20 protein-coding genes are annotated in these 21,849 nt (G+C 57.0%); 10 read left to right on the top strand and 10 right to left on the bottom strand.

Going from position 1 to position 21,849, the window contains the following annotated elements; translation table 11 throughout:
* Positions 1-34 precede the first annotated feature (34 nt).
* Positions 35-307 carry a hypothetical protein gene (locus tag AC2FH9_RS09135; protein ID WP_496871283.1) on the bottom strand — a complete coding sequence of 91 codons (273 nt, stop codon included), beginning with the start codon at positions 305-307 and terminating at the stop codon, positions 35-37.
* On the bottom strand, positions 294-3,083 hold the full coding sequence (locus AC2FH9_RS09130) for a [protein-PII] uridylyltransferase family protein (RefSeq protein WP_496871282.1): 2,790 nt from the start codon (positions 3,081-3,083) through the stop codon (positions 294-296). The genes AC2FH9_RS09135 and AC2FH9_RS09130 overlap by 14 nt, the downstream gene beginning before the upstream one ends.
* Positions 3,084-3,365: 282 nt before the next feature.
* Between AC2FH9_RS09130 and AC2FH9_RS09125 the strand changes: the two genes are divergently transcribed.
* The 4 genes from AC2FH9_RS09125 to AC2FH9_RS09110 all read left to right on the top strand — a co-directional run bounded on the left by AC2FH9_RS09125 (position 3,366) and on the right by AC2FH9_RS09110 (position 5,579).
* On the top strand, positions 3,366-3,788 hold the full coding sequence (locus tag AC2FH9_RS09125) for a DUF2852 domain-containing protein (RefSeq protein WP_142633305.1): 423 nt from the start codon (positions 3,366-3,368) through the stop codon (positions 3,786-3,788).
* A gap of 63 nt (positions 3,789-3,851) precedes the next feature.
* Positions 3,852-4,283 carry an RDD family protein gene (locus AC2FH9_RS09120; protein ID WP_496871380.1) on the top strand — a complete coding sequence of 144 codons (432 nt, stop codon included), beginning with the start codon at positions 3,852-3,854 and terminating at the stop codon, positions 4,281-4,283.
* A 75-nt stretch (positions 4,284-4,358) separates the two neighbouring features.
* Positions 4,359-5,183 carry an arginyltransferase gene (locus AC2FH9_RS09115; RefSeq protein ID WP_496695750.1) on the top strand — a complete coding sequence of 275 codons (825 nt, stop codon included), beginning with the start codon at positions 4,359-4,361 and terminating at the stop codon, positions 5,181-5,183.
* Between the two features lie 6 nt (positions 5,184-5,189).
* A complete protein-coding gene (locus AC2FH9_RS09110; RefSeq protein ID WP_496871281.1) occupies positions 5,190-5,579 on the top strand; it encodes a VOC family protein in 390 nt (129 codons plus the stop codon).
* A 136-nt stretch (positions 5,580-5,715) separates the two neighbouring features.
* Here AC2FH9_RS09110 and AC2FH9_RS09105 read toward each other — a convergent pair whose 3' ends face one another.
* The 3 genes from AC2FH9_RS09105 to AC2FH9_RS09095 all read right to left on the bottom strand — a co-directional run bounded on the left by AC2FH9_RS09105 (position 5,716) and on the right by AC2FH9_RS09095 (position 10,216).
* Positions 5,716-8,070 carry a TRAP transporter large permease gene (locus AC2FH9_RS09105; RefSeq protein WP_271947524.1) on the bottom strand — a complete coding sequence of 785 codons (2,355 nt, stop codon included), beginning with the start codon at positions 8,068-8,070 and terminating at the stop codon, positions 5,716-5,718.
* A gap of 17 nt (positions 8,071-8,087) precedes the next feature.
* Entirely contained in the window at positions 8,088-9,014 is a 927-nt protein-coding gene (locus AC2FH9_RS09100; protein ID WP_271947526.1) for a TRAP transporter small permease subunit, read from the bottom strand.
* Positions 9,015-9,133: 119 nt separating this feature from the next.
* A complete protein-coding gene (locus tag AC2FH9_RS09095; RefSeq protein WP_142633295.1) occupies positions 9,134-10,216 on the bottom strand; it encodes a TRAP transporter substrate-binding protein in 1,083 nt (360 codons plus the stop codon).
* Positions 10,217-10,461: 245 nt separating this feature from the next.
* Here AC2FH9_RS09095 and AC2FH9_RS09090 point away from each other — a divergent pair, with 245 nt between their 5' ends.
* Both AC2FH9_RS09090 and AC2FH9_RS09085 read left to right on the top strand, forming a co-directional pair.
* On the top strand, positions 10,462-11,895 hold the full coding sequence (locus AC2FH9_RS09090; protein WP_142633292.1) for a cache domain-containing protein: 1,434 nt from the start codon (positions 10,462-10,464) through the stop codon (positions 11,893-11,895).
* Positions 11,892-12,539, top strand: coding sequence for a response regulator transcription factor (locus AC2FH9_RS09085; RefSeq protein WP_142633290.1), 648 nt, complete (start codon positions 11,892-11,894; stop codon positions 12,537-12,539). The genes AC2FH9_RS09090 and AC2FH9_RS09085 overlap by 4 nt, the downstream gene beginning before the upstream one ends.
* A gap of 78 nt (positions 12,540-12,617) precedes the next feature.
* Here AC2FH9_RS09085 and AC2FH9_RS09080 read toward each other — a convergent pair whose 3' ends face one another.
* Positions 12,618-13,463 carry a HalD/BesD family halogenase gene (locus tag AC2FH9_RS09080; protein WP_496871280.1) on the bottom strand — a complete coding sequence of 282 codons (846 nt, stop codon included), beginning with the start codon at positions 13,461-13,463 and terminating at the stop codon, positions 12,618-12,620.
* A gap of 422 nt (positions 13,464-13,885) precedes the next feature.
* Between AC2FH9_RS09080 and AC2FH9_RS09075 the strand changes: the two genes are divergently transcribed.
* From AC2FH9_RS09075 to AC2FH9_RS09060, 4 genes are all read left to right on the top strand, one after another.
* Positions 13,886-15,637: an acetolactate synthase 3 large subunit gene (locus tag AC2FH9_RS09075; RefSeq protein WP_271947532.1), complete on the top strand. Its 1,752-nt coding sequence runs from the start codon at positions 13,886-13,888 to the stop codon at positions 15,635-15,637.
* 8 nt (positions 15,638-15,645) lie between these two features.
* Positions 15,646-16,038, top strand: coding sequence for a hypothetical protein (locus tag AC2FH9_RS09070; RefSeq protein WP_496691088.1), 393 nt, complete (start codon positions 15,646-15,648; stop codon positions 16,036-16,038).
* Between the two features lie 6 nt (positions 16,039-16,044).
* Entirely contained in the window at positions 16,045-16,605 is a 561-nt protein-coding gene (gene ilvN / locus AC2FH9_RS09065) for an acetolactate synthase small subunit (RefSeq protein WP_142633282.1), read from the top strand.
* A gap of 186 nt (positions 16,606-16,791) precedes the next feature.
* A complete protein-coding gene (locus AC2FH9_RS09060; RefSeq protein ID WP_496691086.1) occupies positions 16,792-17,634 on the top strand; it encodes a helix-turn-helix domain-containing protein in 843 nt (280 codons plus the stop codon).
* 16 nt (positions 17,635-17,650) lie between these two features.
* Here AC2FH9_RS09060 and AC2FH9_RS09055 read toward each other — a convergent pair whose 3' ends face one another.
* The 4 genes from AC2FH9_RS09055 to prfB form a co-directional block, all read right to left on the bottom strand.
* Entirely contained in the window at positions 17,651-18,430 is a 780-nt protein-coding gene (locus tag AC2FH9_RS09055) for a DUF2189 domain-containing protein (RefSeq protein ID WP_496695758.1), read from the bottom strand.
* 29 nt (positions 18,431-18,459) lie between these two features.
* The gene (locus AC2FH9_RS09050) at positions 18,460-19,854 is read right to left on the bottom strand and encodes an amidase (protein ID WP_496871279.1); all 1,395 of its coding nucleotides are present in this window, start codon (positions 19,852-19,854) and stop codon (positions 18,460-18,462) included.
* 94 nt (positions 19,855-19,948) lie between these two features.
* On the bottom strand, positions 19,949-20,641 hold the full coding sequence (locus AC2FH9_RS09045; RefSeq protein WP_496871278.1) for a M50 family metallopeptidase: 693 nt from the start codon (positions 20,639-20,641) through the stop codon (positions 19,949-19,951).
* 14 nt (positions 20,642-20,655) lie between these two features.
* Positions 20,656-21,783 (bottom strand): peptide chain release factor 2, encoded by a 1,128-nt coding sequence (gene prfB / locus AC2FH9_RS09040; RefSeq protein WP_496871277.1) that lies wholly within the window; start codon positions 21,781-21,783, stop codon positions 20,656-20,658.
* Positions 21,784-21,849 lie beyond the last annotated feature (66 nt).

Genomic DNA, 21,849 nt, shown 5'->3' with positions numbered 1-21,849 from the left:
CCCTCATAGTCGCGAACGCGCCGATGGGAAAGCCCTAGCGGTTGCGAGACCGCCAGCCGCCGCGCCGTTTCGGGGCTTGCGCCGATTGCAACCCTTCGGTCAGCACCTGTGTCATCGGGTGATCGGCCTCATCTTTGGCATAGATGGCATGCAGGTCAGACAGGGCCTGTTTCTGATCTCGGTCCGCCGGAAGGCTTAGCGCCCAGTCCAAAAAGATGCTGCGGCACTCGGGCAATGTGATGCCGTCGATGCGATAGGCCTCGCGGATCAGACCTTTGTGATCGTTGGGATCATCATTGCGCGGCATCTTTGTCCTCCTGAATCACGCTGCCGATGATCTCGGCGGCGATATCGTAGCTTTCCTGCAACGCGGCCTGCAACTGTTCGACCTGCTCGTACCCGGTGGCCCGACACAGGAAGGCGGAACCGCCCTCGCCGATCTTGTCTGCCTCGATCACCTTGCCTGACAACAGCCGTGCAGCGCATTGCACGGACCAGCATAGATCGTAGCAATCCTTTAACGTTTGCGCCTGTGCGACATCCAAAAGCTTGGCTGCGACTGCGCCGTCCAACCCTGCATGTACATCGCGCTTTGCAACACCGGACAGCAGGGCGCCTGTCTCGGCCATCAGCTCTATGTCCATCATGCGCCCGGCCCCATTCTTGGCATCCCAAATACCGGCGGGGGATTTCGCAGCTGCAAGTCGCGCGCGCATCTCGGCCACTTCGCGCAGCACCTGCGCCTGATCGCGGGGGCGCGAGACAAGCTCTGATCGAAAGCTCTCGATATCGCCCGCCAATGAGGGCTCACCGGCGACGGGATTTGCGCGCGTGAGGGCAAGGTGTTCCCACACCCAGGCCTCATTTTGCTGATAGTTCGTGAAGCTGGCCCAACTGGTCGCCACCGGCCCCTGATTGCCCGAGGGACGCAGCCGCATGTCGACCTCATAAAGTCGCCCCTGCGACATTGGAGCCGACAGCGCCGTGATCAGTGCCTGCGTGAACCGGGCATAGTAGGTCCGCGTGGCAAGAGGCCGTGGGCCCTCGGACATGTCCTGATCCAGCGGGTCGTAGATCACGATCATATCAAGGTCAGATTGCGAGTTGATCCGCCCTGCCCCCAGGGATCCCATGCCCAACACAGCGGCACCGCGACCAGGTGCGGGCCCGTGTTTGCTGGTGAACTGGTCCACAACACATGGCAGGATCGCAACGATCACCGCGCTTGCAAGTTCGGCATATTGCTGCCCGGCCTGCACGCCGTCGATCAACCCGCGCAGATGGTGAACGCCGATCCGGAAATGCCATTCCTTGCACCAGCGCCGCGCCAGATCAAGCTGGCTTTCGTAGTCCTGCTCCTGCGAGAGTTCACGCTCCAATTCGCCCTGCAACACCGTCCGGCCCGGCCAGTCGTCAAAGAAGCTGCCGCCAATCACTGCATCAAAGACCGAGGCGTTGTGCGACAAATGCGCTGCCAATGCATGCGACGTGCCTACGATATCGACAAGCAGGTCGATAAGCTGCGGGTTGGCCTCGAACAGAGAAAACAGCTGCACGCCTGCAGGCAACCCGCGAAGGAACCCGTCCAGTGCCAGCAGCGCCTCATCCGGTTGGGCGGTTTTGGCAAGACGCGTCAGCAGCTCGGGTTTCAGCCGTTCGAAAATCCGCGCCCCGCGCTGAGAACGCAGTGATGGGTAGGTCGTCCAGCGCGCCAATATGCTTTCGTCAAATTCAACTTCTGGCAAAGGTGCACGGGCTGTCGGGCCGGGGGCGAAAAAACCTTCGGTCAACTCATGAACCTCGGTCAGCCGCCGTTTCAGATCCGCAGTCAGATCGGCGCTATCAATCCCCATCAGGCATGCAATCCGCTCAATCCCGTCCGAGGATTGCGGAATCTTATGGGTCTGCGCATCATGGATCATCTGAATGCGGTGTTCGACTTCGCGATGCGCGCGGTAGTGATCGGTAAGCTTTTCAGCCACGTCCTCGGGCACCCACCCTTTGCCGGCCAAAGCCGCCAATCCCGGTACAGTGCCACGCACGCGCAGGTCCGTATCGCGACCTCCGGCAATCAACTGTCGGGTCTGAGTGAAGAATTCGATCTCACGTATCCCGCCTTGCCCTAGTTTCATATCATGACCCGGAATGGTCAGCGCACCGCCTGTCCCTTTGTTTTCGCGGATACGCAAGCGCATGTCATGGGCATCCTGAATAGCGGCGAAGTCCAGATGCCTTCGCCAGATGAAGGGGCGGAGCGTATCCAGGAAACGCTGCCCCGCAGCAATATCGCCAGCGCAGGGGCGCGCTTTGATATATGCGGCGCGCTCCCAAGTGCGGCCCAGACTTTCATAGTACCGTTCGGCAGCTTCCGCAGCCAGACAAACTGGCGTCACCGCAGGGTCAGGCCGCAGCCTTAGATCCGTGCGAAATACATATCCATCCGCTGTCTTGTCACTGAGTGTGGCGCAGAAATTCCGTGTCGCCCGGACCATCCCTTGCCGCGCTTCATAGAAATCGTCCGGATCATAGCGCGTTTCGTCAAACAAAACGATCAGGTCGATATCAGAGCTGTAGTTCAACTCATGCGCACCCATCTTGCCCATGGCCAATATGATCATCCCCGCGGCAGAGGCGACATCATCTTCGGTCATCCCCGGCAATTTACCTCGCCGGATCAAGGTTGCAATCTCGGCCTTGGCGGCAACATCCGCTACCATGGCCCCGAAATCGGTTAGTGCCCCTGTAACTTTTTCCAACGGCCACGCCCCTGCCAGATCCGCCAGGGCGGTCAACAGCGCCAAACGCCTCTTGGCCTGCCTCAGCCCCGGCCTGAGTTGATCCGAAGGCAAGGTCCTTGCGGTTTCCATAATGGATGCAAGCATCGCGTCCGGTTGTGCCAAAGCTTGCGGTAACCAGTCGGCTTCCAGATCAATCAGGCCTTTGAGATAGGGGCTGGAGCCCGCAGCCCCCGCGATCAGTTCCCCCTGCTCAGGTGTAATGCCACCCACTGCTTCGCGCGCTTCGGAACCAAGTGAATGATCAAAGGCGCGCGGTACACGGTTGACGGCAAGAAGTCCTGTCATTTCATCTCCGATGACGTGGTTTTAGTATTTCTGTGGCCAAATTTCTAACCCGACATTGCAACAATCTGGCGCTTAACTCAAAATAGCGCCGCAGCAGACAACCCAGTCAATGTTTGAAAGAAACCGTGGTGCGTTAGACTGAAATTGCGCTTGTTCAGATGTCAGGTCAACCATCCGAAATTCAGAAATGTAAATCATTTTCACATTGACCTCTTGTAACTGGGTTTGGTGCCCCCATCTATTCAATGTGAAAACAATTTACATCTAACCCGGAGAGCACCAATGACCGCATTGACCGAACACGCCGTCCCTGAAAACCCGGGATGGCTCAGCCGCGCAGAAGCCTGGCTTGACGATAAAGGCAAAGGGGCCTGGATCGCAGCCATGGTCCTTGGCTTTATCTTTTTCTGGCCCGTCGGCCTGGCCCTTCTGGCCTACATGATCTGGAGCAAACGTATGTTCAACAAATCCTGCAGCCGTCGCAAATCCTGGCACAGCCACATGAGCGCAATGAAACCCTCGGGCAACAGCGCATTCGACGCCTACAAGTCCGACACTCTGGCTCGGCTGGAGCGTGAGCAACAGGAATTCGAAGCGTTCCTGCATCGCCTGCGCGAAGCGAAAGACAAGGCCGAATTCGACCAGTTCATGGATGAACGCGTCCGCGAGAACCGCGAAAGCGATGAAACCGGCGATAACGCCTGATCGACCTTGCCCTGTTCCGACAATCGGGACAGGGTATTTGAAACATCTACCGGAATGACCCGTATGCACTCCTTGCCAGACCCGAACCGACAGCCCGAGTTTTACCAGTCCGTCACGACCAAACGGTTCCTGGCCTGGCTGTTCGATATCGCCTTTATTTCGCTGCTTTGTACCGTCGTCATCGTCCTGACCCTCGGGCTAGGCGTACTGATACTCGCCCTGATTTATGCGGTGGTCAGTTTTGTCTATCGCGTCGTCACAATCGCCAACGGCTCGGCCACTCTGGGTATGCGTTTCATGGGGGTCGAACTGCGCGACGCTTTTGGTGAACGAATGGACACAGGTAAAGCGGTCGCACACACAGCCGGTTATTTTGTCAGCATGGCATTTCCGGTGCTGCAAATCATTTCAGTCATCATGATGCTAACCGGCGCGCGCGGCCAGGGCCTGACCGACACCCTTCTCGGCACGGTTATGATTAACCGTCGCGCTTAAAAGACTGTCGCGTGAATCACTTGGCGGCTCCGGGAACGGTTGTTATCATCCCGTTTCAGGAACCATAGGACATTCATGCGACACACGCTGCCAATCGCGCCGCAATTCTACGTTACGGCCCCTCAGCCTTGCCCTTATCTTGAGGGCAAGATGGAGCGTAAGCTGTTCACAGCGCTGCAGGGCGAAGGCGCGAATCAACTGAATGACTCCCTTTCCCAGCAAGGGTTTCGACGGTCTCAGAACGTCCTATACCGCCCTTCCTGCACCGATTGCGCCGCGTGTTTGTCCGCGCGGATTGACGTTTCGGCCTTTCAACCCAGCAAAAGTCAGAAACGCGCGGTCAGGCGGAACTCACATCTGCGACGCCGGGCGAATTCCCCATGGGCTACCGACGAACAGTATGACCTGTTCCGCACCTATCTTGACACCCGACATGCGGATGGCGGCATGGCGGATATGGACGTCTTCGAATTTGCAGCCATGATCGAAGAGACCCCCATACGCAGCCGAGTGGTCGAATATTCAGACCCGGAATCCGGCAATCTGATCGCTGTCAGTTTGACCGATGTCTTGGATGACGGGCTGAGCATGGTCTATTCATTCTATTGCCCGGAACAGCCCCAGAATTCACTGGGCACGTACATGATTTTGGATCACATCGACATCGCACGCGAGGCGGGTCTGCCCTATATTTATCTTGGCTACTGGGTGCCTGGCAGCCCGAAAATGGGATACAAATCCCGCTTTGCAGGGCTGGAAGTGTACAGTCAGGGCGAATGGAAACGGGTCAAGGATCCCTATGACATTGCACATGACGGCCACCACCCGCTGTCCACCGCCCCCATCGCCGAACAGGTTGCCAGCATCCAACTGCCTGATCGTCACCCGACCAAAGGCTGAAACCTGATGCAACAAAGCCTCCACGCCGTTACGCTTGTCGTGCCGGACTACGATGATGCCGTCGCCTTTTTCACGCATACACTCAGCTTTTCCCTGACGCAGGACATCGACTTGGGCGCTGGAAAAAGATGGGTCCGCGTAAGCCCACCCGGATCCACCGGGGGCTCACTTCTACTCGCCAGGGCCGTCGATGCAGATCAGAGAACCGCAATCGGCAACCAGACAGGTGGTCGGGTCGGCTTCTTTCTGGAAACAGACAATTTCGACCGCGACTATAAGGACATGCTGGCCAAAGGCGTCCATTTCGAAGAAGCCCCGCGCCATGAACCCTATGGGACCGTAGCAGTCTGGCAGGACCCGTTCGGCAACCGCTGGGATCTGATCCAATTCACCTGATCCGCATCTTCATCTGGCCAAAAAATACCTCGGGGTTGAATTGGCCGCAGGCCAAGAAGGGGCTGGCCCCTTCTACCTACAAACAAAGCAAAGGGGGCCCGCTGGCCCCCTTTTCATTTGAACACCTGATCTTTGATCAATTCGGGATCAGATCCGGCACGATGGTCACAATCGCAGGGAAGAACCAAAGGATTCCGATACCGACCACCTGGATCAGCACAAACGGTACAATCCCACGATAGATATGGCCGGTAGTCACTTCTTTCGGCGCGACCCCGCGCAGATAGAACAGCGCAAATCCAAAAGGTGGCGTCAGGAACGAGGTCTGCAGGTTCACCGCCACCATGATCGTCACCCATTTCGGATCAAAAGACCCGCCATAGATTACCGGGCCCACAATCGGGATCACGATGTAGATGATTTCCAGGAAATCCAGTACGAACCCAAGGAAGAACAGCACCAGCATCACGATCAGGAAGACTGTGAATTCATTGTCAAAGCTCTTGAGGAACTGCTGGATATAGTGCTCACCGCCGAACGAGATCACCACCAGATTCAACAGCTGTGACCCGATCAAAATGGTGAACACCATTGAGGTCACCTTGGCGGTTTCCCGCACCACCGGGGTCAGTACGCCGCTGGAATACAGAACCCAACAGCCGAACAGCAAACCAAACAGGGCATACAGATAGGCCGCATAGGCTATGATGAAGGCAATCCAGGTTTCGGCCGAGGCGCTGCTCTGATTGATGCGCAGATCAAAATTGACCCCCATCAACAGGGCAATGACCACGGCGAAGGTGGCCCAAATGATGACCTTGCCGGACCGCTCCTGGTCTTGCAGCTTACGATAGGCCGCCAGCATGATCGCACCACCCGCGCCCAGTGCCGCCGCCGGGGTCGGGTTGGTCACCCCGCCCAGGATCGACCCCAGCACTGCGATGATCAGAACCAGCGGTGGAAAGACCACCCGGATCAGATCATTGGTGGCACAGCGCGCCGCAGCCTCTTTGCAGCCATAGATGGCCAAGGCAAAGGGCAACGCCAGCATCACAAAGGTCAACCCTGACGAGGTTGTTGGCGACACGAACAGAATATCGACAAGCAACATCAGGATCAGACCAATGGCCCCAAGGATCAGCGGCTGTGGCGACCGAGACGGCGCGATGCCCCGACCCATCACAATGGTCAGACCCAGCAACAGAACCATCACCGCAACACCCGTTCCAATCGGAGCAGCGTTGGCAATCTTCTCCTGCTGCGCGGTGGCAAGCTCTTCCTCGGTCAGACGAGTTGATTCTGCGGCACCACCTGCGTCATCAATGGCCGTTTGCTCGGCCACGGCCTGATCCCAAGCGGATTGACCATGCAGCTCGATCATCGAGGCTTTGCAGGTTTCGGAAACGTTGGTCCGCAGCGATGCGCCCTGCCCGATATCGGAGAAGGCCGAGACCGAGACGTTCTGGCTGCCGATGACCCCTAGATTGCCCAGCAGAACCGTACCCACGATCAACGCGACAGGTGCACCCAGCAACCAGGTGAAACCTTCTGAACGGGTAATGGGCTCTCCGCTGCCGCCGGTCATGGGCACCGCAGGCGCCTTATGCGGGTTGAGCAGCGCATAGCCAAAGGCATAAAGCGCATATAGCAGCGCCAGCATGATCCCTGGCAGCAAGGCGGCCTGGAACAAAGTACCAACCGATACGACCGCAGGCTGACCTAGATAGGTCAGCGCGTCTGTACACCCGGCATCAACCGCGCGCGTCTCTTGCGCGGTGGAATACAAGTCACCGGCCAGCGTTCCCAGCAAAACAATCACGATCGAGGGCGGAATGATCTGCCCCAGCGTTCCCGAAGCCGCGATGACACCCGTCGCCAATTCAGGCGAATAGTTGTTGCGCAGCATGGTTGGCAGCGCCAGCAAGCCCATGGTCACCACAGTCGCGCCCACGATCCCGGTTGAGGCCGCAAGAAACGCCCCCACAACCACAATCGAGACGGCCAGACCACCCGGCAACGGTCCAAAGACGCGCGCCATTGTGGTCAGCAGATCATTGGCGATCTTCGACCGTTCAAGCGTGATGCCCATCAGCACGAACATCAAAACCGCCAGAAGGGTTTCGATAGACTGACCGGCCAGAACCCGCTCGTTCATGCGATTCACGATGAACGACACGTTGCGGTCCAGCGCGGTTTCCCAGCCCGAGACAAAAACAGGCTCGGCAATCCTTGGTAAGTCCGGGAAGCGGAACACTGATATGGTATCGGGTTTAACCCCCGTGCTGACCAGATCCTGATACGCCGCAGAGCCGGTGTCGATCGCCTGGTGAATCAGCAAACCTGCGCTGTCCAATGCGGCGATGATGCCGAATGAGATCACTCCTGCCCCGCCGATGGCGAAGGCCACCGGAAAACCGGATAGAATACCTCCGAAGAGGCAGAAAAATACGATAATGAGGCCTATCTCGACGCCATCAAGTCCGAATAGCATTGTCTGGTTCTCCGTCCCTAATGCGCGCCTTCGTAGGCTTCTTCACCCTCGCCAAGGCTGTCCTTGTCGAGGTATTTTCCAACACTTTCCGGGCCTTCCACATATTCCAGATACGAGCGGTACAGGAATGCAATCGCGTGCAGGAACACCATCGCTGCGAAGGCGATCAGCAAGATCTTGAACAGGAAATAGCCGTTGAATCCGTTGGGGCTGAACCCGATGGTTTCCACGTTCCAGCGCAGCGCGCGGGACTTGGCCACCAGCCGGTCCAAAGTATCACTGGCCGAGGGCTTCGGCACGATCAGATGCCGCCACATGAAGTACCAGCCATACATCCAGGTCAGCACCGCCATCGGCATCATGAACAGTATGGCACCACACATGTCGACCACACGTTTGGCGCGGTGGCTGATGCCGGCATAGATCAGGTCAACGCGGACATGGCCGCCCTGTACAAAGGTGTAGGTGCAGCACAGGCACACGACCATGGCGTTATACAGTTTCAGCTCTTCCGCGAACCAGCTGATATCCATCTGAAACGGGATACCCAGCCCAAAGGACATATCCGGGCGGGTAAAGACCCGCTGCATGAACACGATGATGATCTGCTGAACCACCATCAAAAGGCCTGCCCAGGCGAAGAAACGCCCCGTCGTGTTGGCAAAGCCTTCAAGCCCGCGCACCATCGCCCACATGAAGTTGCGGTAGTAAAGACCAATGGCCGTCAACACCAGAAACAGCGTGAAAACCACAAAGAAGAACTCGACCGACCCGCCGTAATAGACAAAGCGCATGACTGCTTCTTTGTCCGACCAGTCTAGCCAGAGTTGCGGATGCGTGATGGCGTATCCGAAATTAATGAAGGCTTCGGCAATGTTCTGAATGAACCATATCAGTCCATTCCACAGGGCGCCGAAGAACGAGATACCGTTTTCGTCCTGCATGTTGTCCCCAGGTCGCGTCAGTTGCACATTTGAGAGTTACAGTTTGTCCGACCGTCAGATGCGCAACGGGAATGGCTCCCCCGACATGCGGGGGAACCGATTTCAAAGATCGAAGTGACTTAGCCGCGAACGCGGTCGCGCTGCGAGGTGTAGACACCCGACGACAGATTGTTCCAGGCCGAAGACGCGGCCATGGATTCCATCGCGCTGTCGTGGATGCGCTTGAACAGCTCGTCGCCCATGTTCTCGTCCAGGACTTCCTGGCTTGCGGCACCAAACGCGTCCCAAACGCTGTCCGGGAACTCCATGACCTTGACGCCACCAGCCTGCAGACGCTGCAGCGCCGCGCCGTTGTTGGCCAGGAATTGCGCCAGGTTCCACTGATGGCATTCACCTGCGGCGATCTCGATGATCTTCTGCTGCGAGGCAGACAGGCTGTCATAGACCTCGCGGTTGGTTGCCAGCGAAAGACCCGCACCCGGCTCATGGAAGCCCGCGGTGTAGTATGTCTTGGTGATTTCCTGGAAACCGGCTTTTTCGTCAGCCCACGGACCGATCCACTCGGTTCCGTCGATCGCGCCGGATGACAGCGCCTGATACACTTCGGAGCCCGGAATGTTCTGCACGGATGCGCCCAGTTTACCCAGAGCTTTACCGCCCAGCCCCGGCATGCGGAACTTCAGGCCGTTGAAATCTTCGGGGCTGTTGATCTCTTTCGAGTACCAGCCACCCGCCTGCGCACCGGTGTTACCAGCCAGGAAGGATTTCAGGCCAAAGATTTCGCCCAGCTCGTCATGCAGTTCCATACCACCGGCATGGTAGTACCAGTTCACCAGTTCCTGGGCGGTCATACCAAACGGAACAGCGGTAAAGAATGCATAGCCCGGATGCTGACCCACAAAATAATAGTCTGCCGCGTGGTACATGTCGGCCTGACCGGATGATACCGCGTCAAACACTTCGAACGCGCCAACCAGCTCACCGGCTGCTTTGATCTCAACGTTCAGGTTGCCGTCCGACATGGTGGTGATGCTGTCGGCGCAACGCTGCGCGCTGTCGAACACACCTGCAAGGCCACGGCCCCAGGATGTGACCATGGTCAGCGTGCGCTTGCCCTGTGCATAGGCCGGTGCCGCCAGCGTGGTCGCTGCAGCAGCCGAGCCGCCCAGTGCGGATGTTTTCAGAAATGAACGACGGTCCATATGAGTGATCCTCCCCTTCATAATCATGACCCGGATTGTCCGGGCCTGTCGTATTCAACAGCGGCAAGACTAGTCACAAGGAAGTGAAAGGGAATACCTACTACTGCGTAGAAACGCGGCTTTCTGCGCGAATTGCACAGGCAATAACGGTCCAATCATAGCAATACAGGGATTTTTGGTGCCGTTTTCCCGCCAGAGGCCCAATCTTTTTGCAATTCTGCTGTGGCTTGCGTATCGATTCGTCCATGCAAAGACTTCGACAACTGGTCTCGTTGACCTATGCTCAAAAGCTGTCGCTGGTGGCGGCGATCCCGCTGGTCGTGGCGGTGGCCGCGATTGCGGTGATGGTTGCCTATGAGGCGCGCGCCACTGCCGAGCGCGAAATTGAAGCACTGGAACGCTCTTTGATTCAGGCCAAGAAGGAAGAGCTGCGCAACTATGTGACTCAGGCGCGCAATGGGTTTGCCTATATCTACGGGCGCGCGGCTCCGGATGACACCGCCGCCAAAACTCAGGTCGCGCAAATCCTGTCGGCCATGATCTATGGGCAGGACGGGTTCTTTTTCGTCTATGACTATGACGGCACCAATCTGGTCAGCCCCCGTCAGACTGAGTTCATCAACCGAAATTGGGAGGGTCTGACCGACAGCGACGGCACACCGGTGGTGAATGAGTTCATTCGCCTTGCTCGTCAGGGTGCGGGTTGGCACAGCTTTATGTGGCAAAAGCCCTCGACCGGGGAAGAAGCGCAGATGATCGCCTATGTCGTCGGCCTTCAGGATTGGCGCTGGGTTGTGGGCACCGGCGTGTTCATCGACGACATCGTTGCCGCCGTTGCCAGCGCCCGGGCCGAGGTTGAAGCGCGCGTGCAGCGTACCTTTATGTATATCGGCGCCATTGTTCTGGCCGCTGTTCTGATCGTCTTTGCCTCGGGCATGCTGTTGAACATCCGCGAAAGACGTCTGGCCGATGCCAAGCTGAAACAGCTGACCCAACGGGTGTTCGACGCACAAGAGGAAGAGCGCGGCCGTGTGGCACGCGAGCTTCATGACGGGATCAGCCAGATCCTTGTGGGCGTGCGCTTTGCGTTGGACAACGCCCGCCGTCGCCTGTCGCGCGGCGATGATGTGGGCGCGCATGATCCACTGGACAAGGGGATCGAGCATCTGGGAACCGCCATCAGCGAGGTCCGCCGCATCAGTCGCGACTTGCGCCCCGGCGTGCTGGACGATTTGGGCCTCGGCCCCGCGCTTGAGGCTCTGACAGATGATTTCCGCGAGAGAACCGGGATCGAGACCGATTTCTCGACCGTTGTTTTCCGCAACCGGCTGGATCAGGATAGCAAGATCGCCCTCTACCGCATCGCCCAAGAGGCCCTGACCAATATCGAACGCCATTCCGGAGCCACCCATGTCACCATCGATCTGCGCGGGCACAAGAAAGGCGCGACCATGCGAATAACCGACAATGGCCGCGGTTTGCGCAACTCTCCGGGTCGGGGCAGTACCGGGATTGGGTTGCGCAATATGCAGGAACGGATCGAGCAACTTGACGGATCGCTGCGTATTCTGTCATCACGCGGCCACCGCAGCGGCACAGTGATCGAGGTCAGCCTGCCACTCAGCCACCTGTTGCCGCCGCAGGAAGACGCAACTCCGAACCGAAAGGCCGGTACATGAGCGACCAGACGATCCGGGTCCTGATTGTCGACGATCATCCAATGGTGGCCGAGGGGATCCAGTCGATCCTCGAAAGCTATGACGACATCACCGTGGTCGGGACACTCAGCAGCGGAAAGAAAGCGGTTGACCAGGTTGCCGATCTGAAGCCTGACGTCATCCTGATGGACCTGAACATGCCCGGGCTAAGTGGCCTGAGCGCAACCGAGATCATCCTTGAACGCATACCGGACACCTGCATTCTGATCCTGTCCATGCATGACAGCCCCGAATATATTTCGACTGCTCTCAGCCATGGTGCAAAAGGGTACGTGCTCAAGGACGTCCCAACGGATGAAATCAAAAAGGCCATCGACGCCGTCATGCGGGGTGAACAATATTTGTGCACGGGCGCAAGCGGTTCCCTCAAACCCAAAGGCGACACAACGCGCGAGGCCTTGACCGGGCGCGAGCAGACGATCTTGCTGGAGCTGGCACAAGGGAAATCGAACAAGGAAGTCGCCCAAACACTTGATATCTCAGTGCGAACGGTCGAAACCCATCGCAAGAACATCAAACGAAAATTGGGCATATCCTCAACTGCCGGCCTGACCCGCTATGCGCTGGAGCACGGCGTTCTACAGGGCACCAGCCCAGGGTTCTGATCCCGTAGCGCGGCACGCGCTGCTCGGCCTAGCCGCCGCAGGCAGGCGGGCAACGGGCGAGAGCACTCTTAGTTACCGTCAATCCAGAAGGGCGTCGCGCCGGACTCCTTCCTTGTCATGGTGATGCTGAAGAACACGCCCATACAACTGACGGGTCCGTTCCACCCCACCGCACATGCCTTCGGTTTCGACAAAAGAAAAGATCCCGACATATCGTCTGCGCTCTCCTTTCACGGGAGCGACCCGGTGCAAGGAATAGCGCCCTTTGAAAATCTGCAGATCCCCTGGATTCAACACCAACTGGTGCACCCGTGTCCGATCACCGTCCAGAACCGCAGAAACGGCCGCGAAATTCTCAACCTCGGCGCTTCGTAGGTTGGGGGCATATTCGAATTCACCACCGAATTCTCCATTCTGAATGGCCAGCGTCACGGTGTAGTTGTTGGTGTCAAAATGCCAGGGAAACCCCTGCCCTTCTTCGACCACGTTGATGATGACATCAGCCAAAGGATCATCGTAGCGAAAGAACCGGTCTTCGGACTCGTTCAATGCCGTTCGAATGAAAGGTAAAAAACCAGCGAACTCATAAATACGTCGCAGCGGTCCGGATTTGGAAAAACTGTCCGCTGGCACAAAGGCATTCGACCGATCATAAAATCGACGCACCGGATGGCTTGGCGCCAATGCCGGGTCGTCTTTGGTGAAATACGGATTCGTTCGGCTAAATGACCTATGTGCACCAACGGCAGTCTTATCGGCTTCTTTCAGCAAACGCGCCACGCCATCCTCGTGTACGAAACCTGGAAGAACAGCACAGCCGTCCCGATCCAGCTCGCGCCTCAGATCACCTATCAGCTGCTCATATGCCCATGAACCGGGGCGGTCTATCGGGTATCGCCCGAGATCAACCAGATCCTGTAACATGTTCGGCCTCCCTCGCCACTGCAATTAAGTCCAGCGTGACTCAGCCTAAAATCACGATCATGCCCGTTTCGGACATCGGCATGACGCATTTCGACACTTCCGTGCCACTCGCCAAGCATTGCAAAGGGGTGAAAATCCCGAAAGTTCCGAACATGCGTCAAAATGCGCAATAAAATGTCGCAAAATACCACCCAGAAGTTAGAAAATTGGTGCAATTGCCTGTTGACGCCCCTTTCCACCGCCCATAATGTCCAACCCACGCAAAAAGGAGCCTCTGGCGATGAGAACGCTAGTCGTAATCGTAGGAACCACGCGCATGGGCCGGTAACGGTAAACCATAATCGAACCCATGCGCCTCCGAAAATCTCGGGGGCTTTTTTTATGCGAAACGCAAGACACATGTCGCCAATGGAGCAAAGCAGATGACACGTGAGATGACCGGCGCAAAGATGGTAGTTCAGGCCCTTAAGGATCAGGGCGTGGACACGGTATTCGGATACCCCGGCGGCGCCGTGCTACCGATCTATGACGAGATCTTTCTGCAAAACGACATTCGCCACATTCTGGTGCGTCACGAACAGGGTGCGGTTCACGCCGCCGAAGGCTATGCCCGCTCGACCGGCAAGCCCGGCGTTGCGCTTGTGACCTCGGGCCCCGGCGCTACCAATGCGGTGACCGGGCTGACCGATGCGCTTCTGGACTCGATCCCGATTGTTGTTCTGACCGGACAGGTTCCAACCTTCATGATCGGCTCGGACGCCTTTCAGGAGGCTGATACTATTGGCATCACCCGCCCCTGCACCAAACATAACTGGCTGGTAAAGGACACGAATTCGCTGTCCGATACCTTGCACGAGGCGTTCCATGTCGCCACCTCGGGCCGTCCTGGTCCGGTTCTGGTCGATATCCCCAAAGACGTTCAGTTCGCAACCGGTGACTATAGCGCCCCAAAGCCCTCGACCTCGCACTACCAACCGATAGTGAAGGGCGATCTGGAAGAGATCACCGAGTTGGTTGCTGCGATTGAGACCGCCAAGAAACCCGTCTTTTACACCGGCGGCGGCGTCATCAATTCGGGCCCGGCAGCCAGCCAGTTGCTGCGGGAACTGGTAGACGCAACAGATTTCCCGATCACTTCGACCCTGATGGGTCTGGGCGCCTATCCGGCGTCGGGCAAAAACTGGCTTGGTATGCTGGGCATGCACGGGTTGTATGAGGCCAATCTGGCGATGCATGATTGCGATCTGATGATCAATATCGGCGCTCGTTTTGATGACCGCATCACTGGACGGATCGACGCGTTCTCGCCCGATTCCAAAAAAGCGCATATCGACATCGACCCGTCTTCGATCAACAAGGTGATCCGCGTTGATATCCCGATTGTTGGCGATGTGGCCCACGTGCTTGAGGACATCCTCAAGGTCTGGAAATCGCGCGGTCGCAAGACCAACACCGCAGCTATTGCGAAATGGCAGGAACAGATCGGCGAATGGCGCAAGGTGAACTGCCTTGCCTATACCAACAGCGAAAAGACCATCAAACCGCAATACGCGCTGCAACGCCTTGAAGAACTGACCAAAAAACATGACCGTTACATCACGACCGAGGTTGGCCAACACCAGATGTGGGCCGCTCAATACCTTGGCTTCGAAGATCCCAACCGCTGGATGACCTCAGGTGGTCTGGGCACGATGGGTTACGGATTCCCGGCCTCGATCGGTGTTCAGATGGCACATCCCGACGCGCTGGTGATCAACGTGGCTGGTGAGGCCTCGTGGCTGATGAACATGCAGGAAATGGGCACTGCTACGCAGTATCGCCTGCCGGTGAAACAGTTCATCCTGAACAACGAACGCTTGGGCATGGTGCGCCAGTGGCAGGAACTGCTGCATGGCGAACGGTATTCGCATTCCTGGTCCGAAGCGCTGCCTGATTTCGTCAAGCTCGCCGAGGCGTTTGGCGCCAAGGGTATCTTGTGTTCTGACCCCGCCGATCTGGACGATGCGATCATGGAGATGATCAACTATGACGGCCCCGTGATCTTCGACTGTCTGGTCGAAAAGCACGAGAACTGCTTCCCCATGATCCCGTCGGGCAAGGCCCATAACGAGATGCTGCTGGGCGAGGCCGAGACGCAGGGCGTAATCGATAGCAAAGGTTCGGTTCTGGTATGACAGCGCAGATGATCAGTTTTGACGCAACGCGCTTCCAGCCTACGCCGGACGAGTTGAACGAAGAAGCTGATGATTTCATCAATCCGGATGTGTTTGGCAAGGAACTCAGCATCTTTCTGAGTAAAGAGCTTGCCGCATCCGGGTTTGAGGTTTCCTTCGCCTGTGCCGAGGACTGGGGATGGTATCACGAAATTGATCATGACGAGCCGTTTGCCCTGGTTTTCGGCTGCTCAAACTATGGTGATGGCCATCTGGTTCAGTTCTCACCAAAGACCGAGCATGTGAGAAAGATGTTCAAGAAATACCACGCAGCCCCCAAGGTGGATGCATTGCGTGGCGCAATTTGGAAAATTCTGGAGAATGCCGAAGGTGTATCGAACCTTCGCTACGAAGAGGACTAGCTCAGCATGTCTGCCCTACATATCAAAAAAGGCTCCACCCGCCATTCGGCCTATAACCTACGACCCACGTTTTCCGACGTGCAGGAACGCCATACCATTGCAGTTCTGGTCGAGAATGAACCGGGGGTTCTAGCCCGCGTCATCGGCCTGTTCTCGGGCCGTGGTTATAACATCGAAAGCCTGACCGTGGCCGAGGTTGACCATACCGGCCACCTCAGTCGCATCACCATCGTCACCACCGGCACACCGCAGGTGATCGAACAGATCAAGGCGCAGCTGGGCCGGATCGTATCGGTACGCGACGTGCATGACCTGACGGTCGAAGGCGCGTCGGTCGAGCGGGAATTGGCCATCATCAAGGTGGTCGGCGACGGCGACAAGCGGGTCGAGGCGCTGCGTCTGGCCGATATTTTCCGTGCCAATGTCGTGGACAGCACGTTGAATTCGTTCATTTTTGAGATCACTGGCGCACCTGACAAGATCGACGCCTTTGCCGATCTCATGCGCCCGCTGGGTCTGATCGAAATCGCCCGAACCGGCGTTGCAGCCCTGTTGCGCGGCGATTGACCAAAACTGCCCCGCCGGCGCATCCAGTTGGCGGCGGGGTATCGGCAATACCCAATTTGCAAGATCACAATACGCCAAACGTGAACATCAACGTCACATTTGCCTAAAAAGTTTAAGCTAAATCAGAATTAACCTATTGCGTCTGTGCATCATCGCGTTAGCCTTCAAGGGTAGCGCGGCGTTGGGATGCGTCCGCTGGGTCATCTGTACGATTTCAGACAGCGCCTGGTTTGTTGGCCAGTTGTGTCGCGGTTATTCGGAATACACACAAGTACCGGGACGAAAATGACGAACGACAGCCGCAGCCCCGACGACCTACGCAGGATGTTCGGCGCCAATCTGCGAACTCTTGCTGGACAATATAATTCAGTTTCTGAGCTGTGCCGCCAGCTTGGAGTGAACCGAACTCAGTTCAATCGCTATCTTGGCGGCGAAAGCTTTCCCCGACCCGATGTCCTTGACCGAATATGCCGCTTTTTTGATGTTGATGCTCGGATTTTGCTCCATCCCTTGGATCAGATTGACCAACCGTCCAAGCACCCGGCTGCGGTCGCCCTGACCGAGTTTCTGGGGTCCACCCCAGCCACCCTGACTGAAATACTGTTTCCCGGCGGATTCTATTATGCGACCGAGACAGAGCTTGATGGAACAAAACCCCTGAGACACAGGCTTTTTCACGCCCGGAGGTTACCGCAATGTACTTTGGTTAGAGGGTTTGAACCAATTTCCGAGACACCCGGAGCATCAGTCGCAGAGCGCGAAGTCCAGGGTATCGTGGCCTGTGCCGGGCGGCAGATTTATATGCTCATGTCCTGTCGTGCGTCTCAGAAAAGCAGGATCTATCTGGTGACACGTGGAATTGAAAATCAAACAAACTGTTGGCGCGGTGTCGCAATTTGCCTGTCAAAAACTACAGCTACCGCAACGACGACACGGCGGATATTGCTCAGACATCTAGGGGACGACACCTCGACAGTCCTGGCCGCCGCGCGCATTGCACGCCGACCAGAAGCCATGGCCCGCGCTTGACGACGATCCTGCCGTGTTAACCCGCACTTTCCCCGCCCTGAGAGATCAGCCAGTAAAGGTGCCAACTGGCGTGCCCCAATAGCGGCAGTACGATCAACAAGCCGAAAAACCAGGGAATCATTGCGGCAAACGTCAGAACCGCAATCAGCGCGCCCCACCCCAGCATCAATCTGCGGTTTGCGGCCACATAGCTATAGCTGGCAATCATTGCGGTCACAAAATCCAGCTCTCGGTCCAAAAGCATCGGAATTGAAAGCACCGTGATCATGTAGAGGATGGTCACAAAAATCGCGCCAACAGCTGTTCCAACCGCCAACATCGTCAACCCGTTTGATGTAAGGAACACCTCAAGGGACGAAGACACATTGGTCATGGTCGATAGCCCCATAAAAAGGGCAAAGATCATGTGGCCAAGAAAGAACCAGAACAGAAACATCACAACGATGATGGCGCAGATCGAAGGTAACTGACGGCGGCTTTGACCCAGGATTACGCCAAATATGGCCCGAGAATCCAAACCTTCACCCTCTTGAATGCGCCGCGATACCTCATACAGCCCCACCATGGCAAAGGGGCCCAGCATCGGGAAACCGATTGCGGCCAAAATCAGCCAATAGGTCGTTCCGGTCGTGAGAGTGACCCAAACCATCAGCCAGCCCATCAATACATAGAACCCGGAAAAGAGCAGCCCAAAGAGCGGAGCGCGGCGAAAATCGCTCCAGCCTCGCCTTAGGGCCTCGTGCAGCATTTCGACATCTACCCGCCCCATGTTCGGAACACCAAACTGTTTGTCCATGGCTTTTATCCTTCGTATCCGGTCGATTTTCACGCGGGTCGTTTTTGCGGCCAACTGGTGGCAGAATGATATGCGGATCCGATGGACAAAATACGAGAATCCGCTCCGCGCGGACCGAAGATCTGCATCCCCATCGGCAAGCCTTCGGATCCAAATCCAACAGGAACCGAGAGGCAAGGCAGTCCGATCAGGCTGACCGGCACCACGACCTGCATCCAACGGTGATAGGTATCCATCCGGGTGCCGTTGATTTCGGTGGGAAATGCAAGCTGCAAGTCGAATGGCCAGACCTGGGCCGACGGCAGGATAAGCGCATCATAGTCCTGGAAAACTTCGGTCGCACGTCGGAACCACTCGGTTCGCACAACACTGGCACGATGGACCTGCATCGCTGTCAGCGCCAGACCACGGTCCAGTTCCCATTGCGCAGTATCCTTCAGTGACGCGCGGTGTTCTGTCAGAGACGCAAGACCGGCGGCCACGCTCCACGAACGCAATGTAATCCAGCTATTCCACATCTGGTCTGCGTCAAAGGGCGGTGTGAGGGGTTCGACCTTGGCCCCGAGTTGAGTGAACACCTCGAGCGCGTCACGGCAAATCTCGCGGATACCAGGTTCGAATGGAAAGGCTCCGCCCCAGTCATCCAACCACCCGATACGCATTCCGGTCAGATCAGCGGGTTGGACCGGAGACACGCTTTCCCCCGGATGACCCAAAGGTTGAGACAGATGAGTGCCGCTGATCACATCAAGCAATAGACCAATATCTTCGGGGCTCCGCGCCATCGGGCCCAATGTAGAAAGCTGGTGCAAGTACCCGTCACCGTCGGGTTCGTTTGGCACCCGCCCCCAACTGGGCCTGAAGCCGTAGACGTTGTTCCATGCCGCAGGGTTGCGCAGGCTGCCCATCATGTCAGACCCATCGGCCAGCGCCACCATGCCAGACGCCAGCGCGACTGCAGCCCCGCCGGATGAACCGCCGCAGGTACGCTCGGGGTCATATGGATTGCATGTCACGCCATATACTGGATTGAACGTATGTGAGCCCAACCCGAATTCCGGGGTATTGGTTTTACCGATCAGGATTGCCCCGGCCTCTTTCATCCGCTGGGCTAACAGATCGTCTGTTTCCGGAATGAACCCATTCAGGATTGGTGATCCTTGGGACGAAACGACGCCCGCAACATTCACCAAGTCTTTGACGGCAATCGGCAGACCATGCAGCGGACCACGGTTTGGTCCGGCATCAACAGCACGGGCCTCGGCCATCAAATCATCAGGATCACGCATCGCCACGATTGCATTCAGGCGCTCGTTCACTGCGCCGATCCGCTCTAGCGTCAGTTGCATCAGCTCAGCCGCCGATAAACGCCCAGAGGACAATGCACTCAACAATTCGGCAGCTGTTATTTGGCCTAGATCCATCCCTGGGCTCCACCTTTTTGGTCAGCCTAGCCGGAGCGTATCCTCATTTAAACCCTCAGTTTGAATGCATCTTTTTAGCAAAGACCACCCGAGGTCACTTGGATCGAGTCTCAAAATGCAAATTGCTGTCGTGCCCAAGAAAGTGTTTTACGCACAAAAGGATGGAAAGGACGCTTAACACAAGCCAGATCCCGCCCCACATCATGGTCGTGCCGCCGAATTCTTGAGCCAGCATGTAGGCATCCGAGCGGACACCCGAGCGCCGGATCGTGTCATCAAAGATATCATAAGGCACATAGATCACGCTGGTCAGCCCGATCACGCGTAAAGCCAGATCACAGATCGGCCGACTTAGATAGAACGCCATGCCGATCATTACCGCCCCAACACCTGCACAAAACGCCATGGCAAAGGGATCGCGGACATAAAGCGCTGTTACCAACAGCATCACGCCGCCAAATCCACCCAGCACCGCTCGGTCCCAATGCGTGCGCAATGCTATCAGCAACAACCCCATCCCTAGCGCCAGCGACCCGAGATAACCGGCGGACAGGCTGAAGAACCTTTGCCCACCACGCGCTGTGACAAGACCACCCTGCTGCGGTGAGATCGAGAAGCTCTCGACCGAACCACCGGTTAGGACGACGGTTATCGCGTGCGACAGCTCGTGCAGGAAAACGATGAGTATCTTCAGAGGCACCACAATCGGCGTAGACCAGAACACAAACACCAAAGCGACAAGCGCAATCAGTTGCCAATGTCCTTTGATCAGCTTCATCATGGGCATCGAACGCGCTACTATCAGCCTTCGCCCTGCGCTTCGGAGCGGCTTTTTCCGGCCACGTTCAAGGCCAGTGTGGCGGCCATGAACCCGTCAAGATCCCCATCCAAAACCCCCTTGGTATCCGAGGTTTCATAGTTGGTCCTCAGGTCCTTCACCATCTGGTAAGGCTGCAGAACATACGACCGGATCTGGTTGCCCCAGCCCGCATCGCCCTTTGCCTCGTGGGCTGCGTTGATGTCAGCATTGCGGCGGTCCAGCTCTTGCTGGTACAGGCGGGATTTCAGCGCTTTCATCGCAATATCACGGTTCTGGTGCTGGGATTTCACGGATGATGTAACAACGATCCCGGTCGGGATATGCGTGATCCGCACGGCCGAGTCTGTCGTGTTCACGTGCTGGCCTCCTGCCCCCGAGGACCGGTAGGTGTCGATGCGAATCTCGGACGGGTTGACCTCGATCTCGATATTGTCGTCCACCACCGGGTAAACCCAGACCGAACTGAACGATGTATGCCGTTTGGCCGCCGAGTCATAAGGTGAAATTCGCACCAGCCGATGCACGCCGCTTTCCGATTTCAGCCAGCCATAGGCGTTGTGGCCAGAAATTTTGTACGCTGCGGATTTAATACCCGCCTCTTCGCCCGAGGTCTCGGATTGCAACTCGACCGTATAGCCCTTTTTCTCGGCCCAGCGGACATACATCCGCGCCAGCATCGAAGCCCAGTCGCAGCTTTCGGTGCCGCCTGCGCCCGAATTGATCTCGAGGAAGGTGTCGTTGCCGTCGGCCTCTCCGTCCAGCAGAGCCTCAAGCTCTTTCTTGGCGGCTTTGGCCTTCAGCTTTCTGATCGCCTCTTCTGCGTCGGTGACGACCTCTTCGTCCTCTTCCATCTCGCCCAGTTCGATCAATTCCATATTGTCGCTGAGGTCGGTTTTGATGGATTCATAGATTTCAATAGCATCGACCAGCATCTGCCGCTCGCGCATCAGTTTCTGCGCATTCTCGGGGTTGTCCCACAGGTTGGGATCCTCGACCCGCGCATTGAATTCCTCAAGGCGGTGAGGTGCGGTTTCATAGTCCATGCGCTGCGCCAGCAGCTCTAGCGACTTTTCGATTTCCACCACGGTATTCTGGGTCTCGGCGCGCATGGTTACGTCCCAACTTGCTCAATCAGGCCTGCGTGATAGCAAGAGCGTGGGGCCACCACAAGACAG

It is taken from the genome of Ruegeria sp. CDSC081, assembly GCF_059610485.1.
The sequence above is the reverse complement of the archived record's forward strand: the minus strand, read 5'-3'. Positions and strand labels throughout refer to the sequence as shown.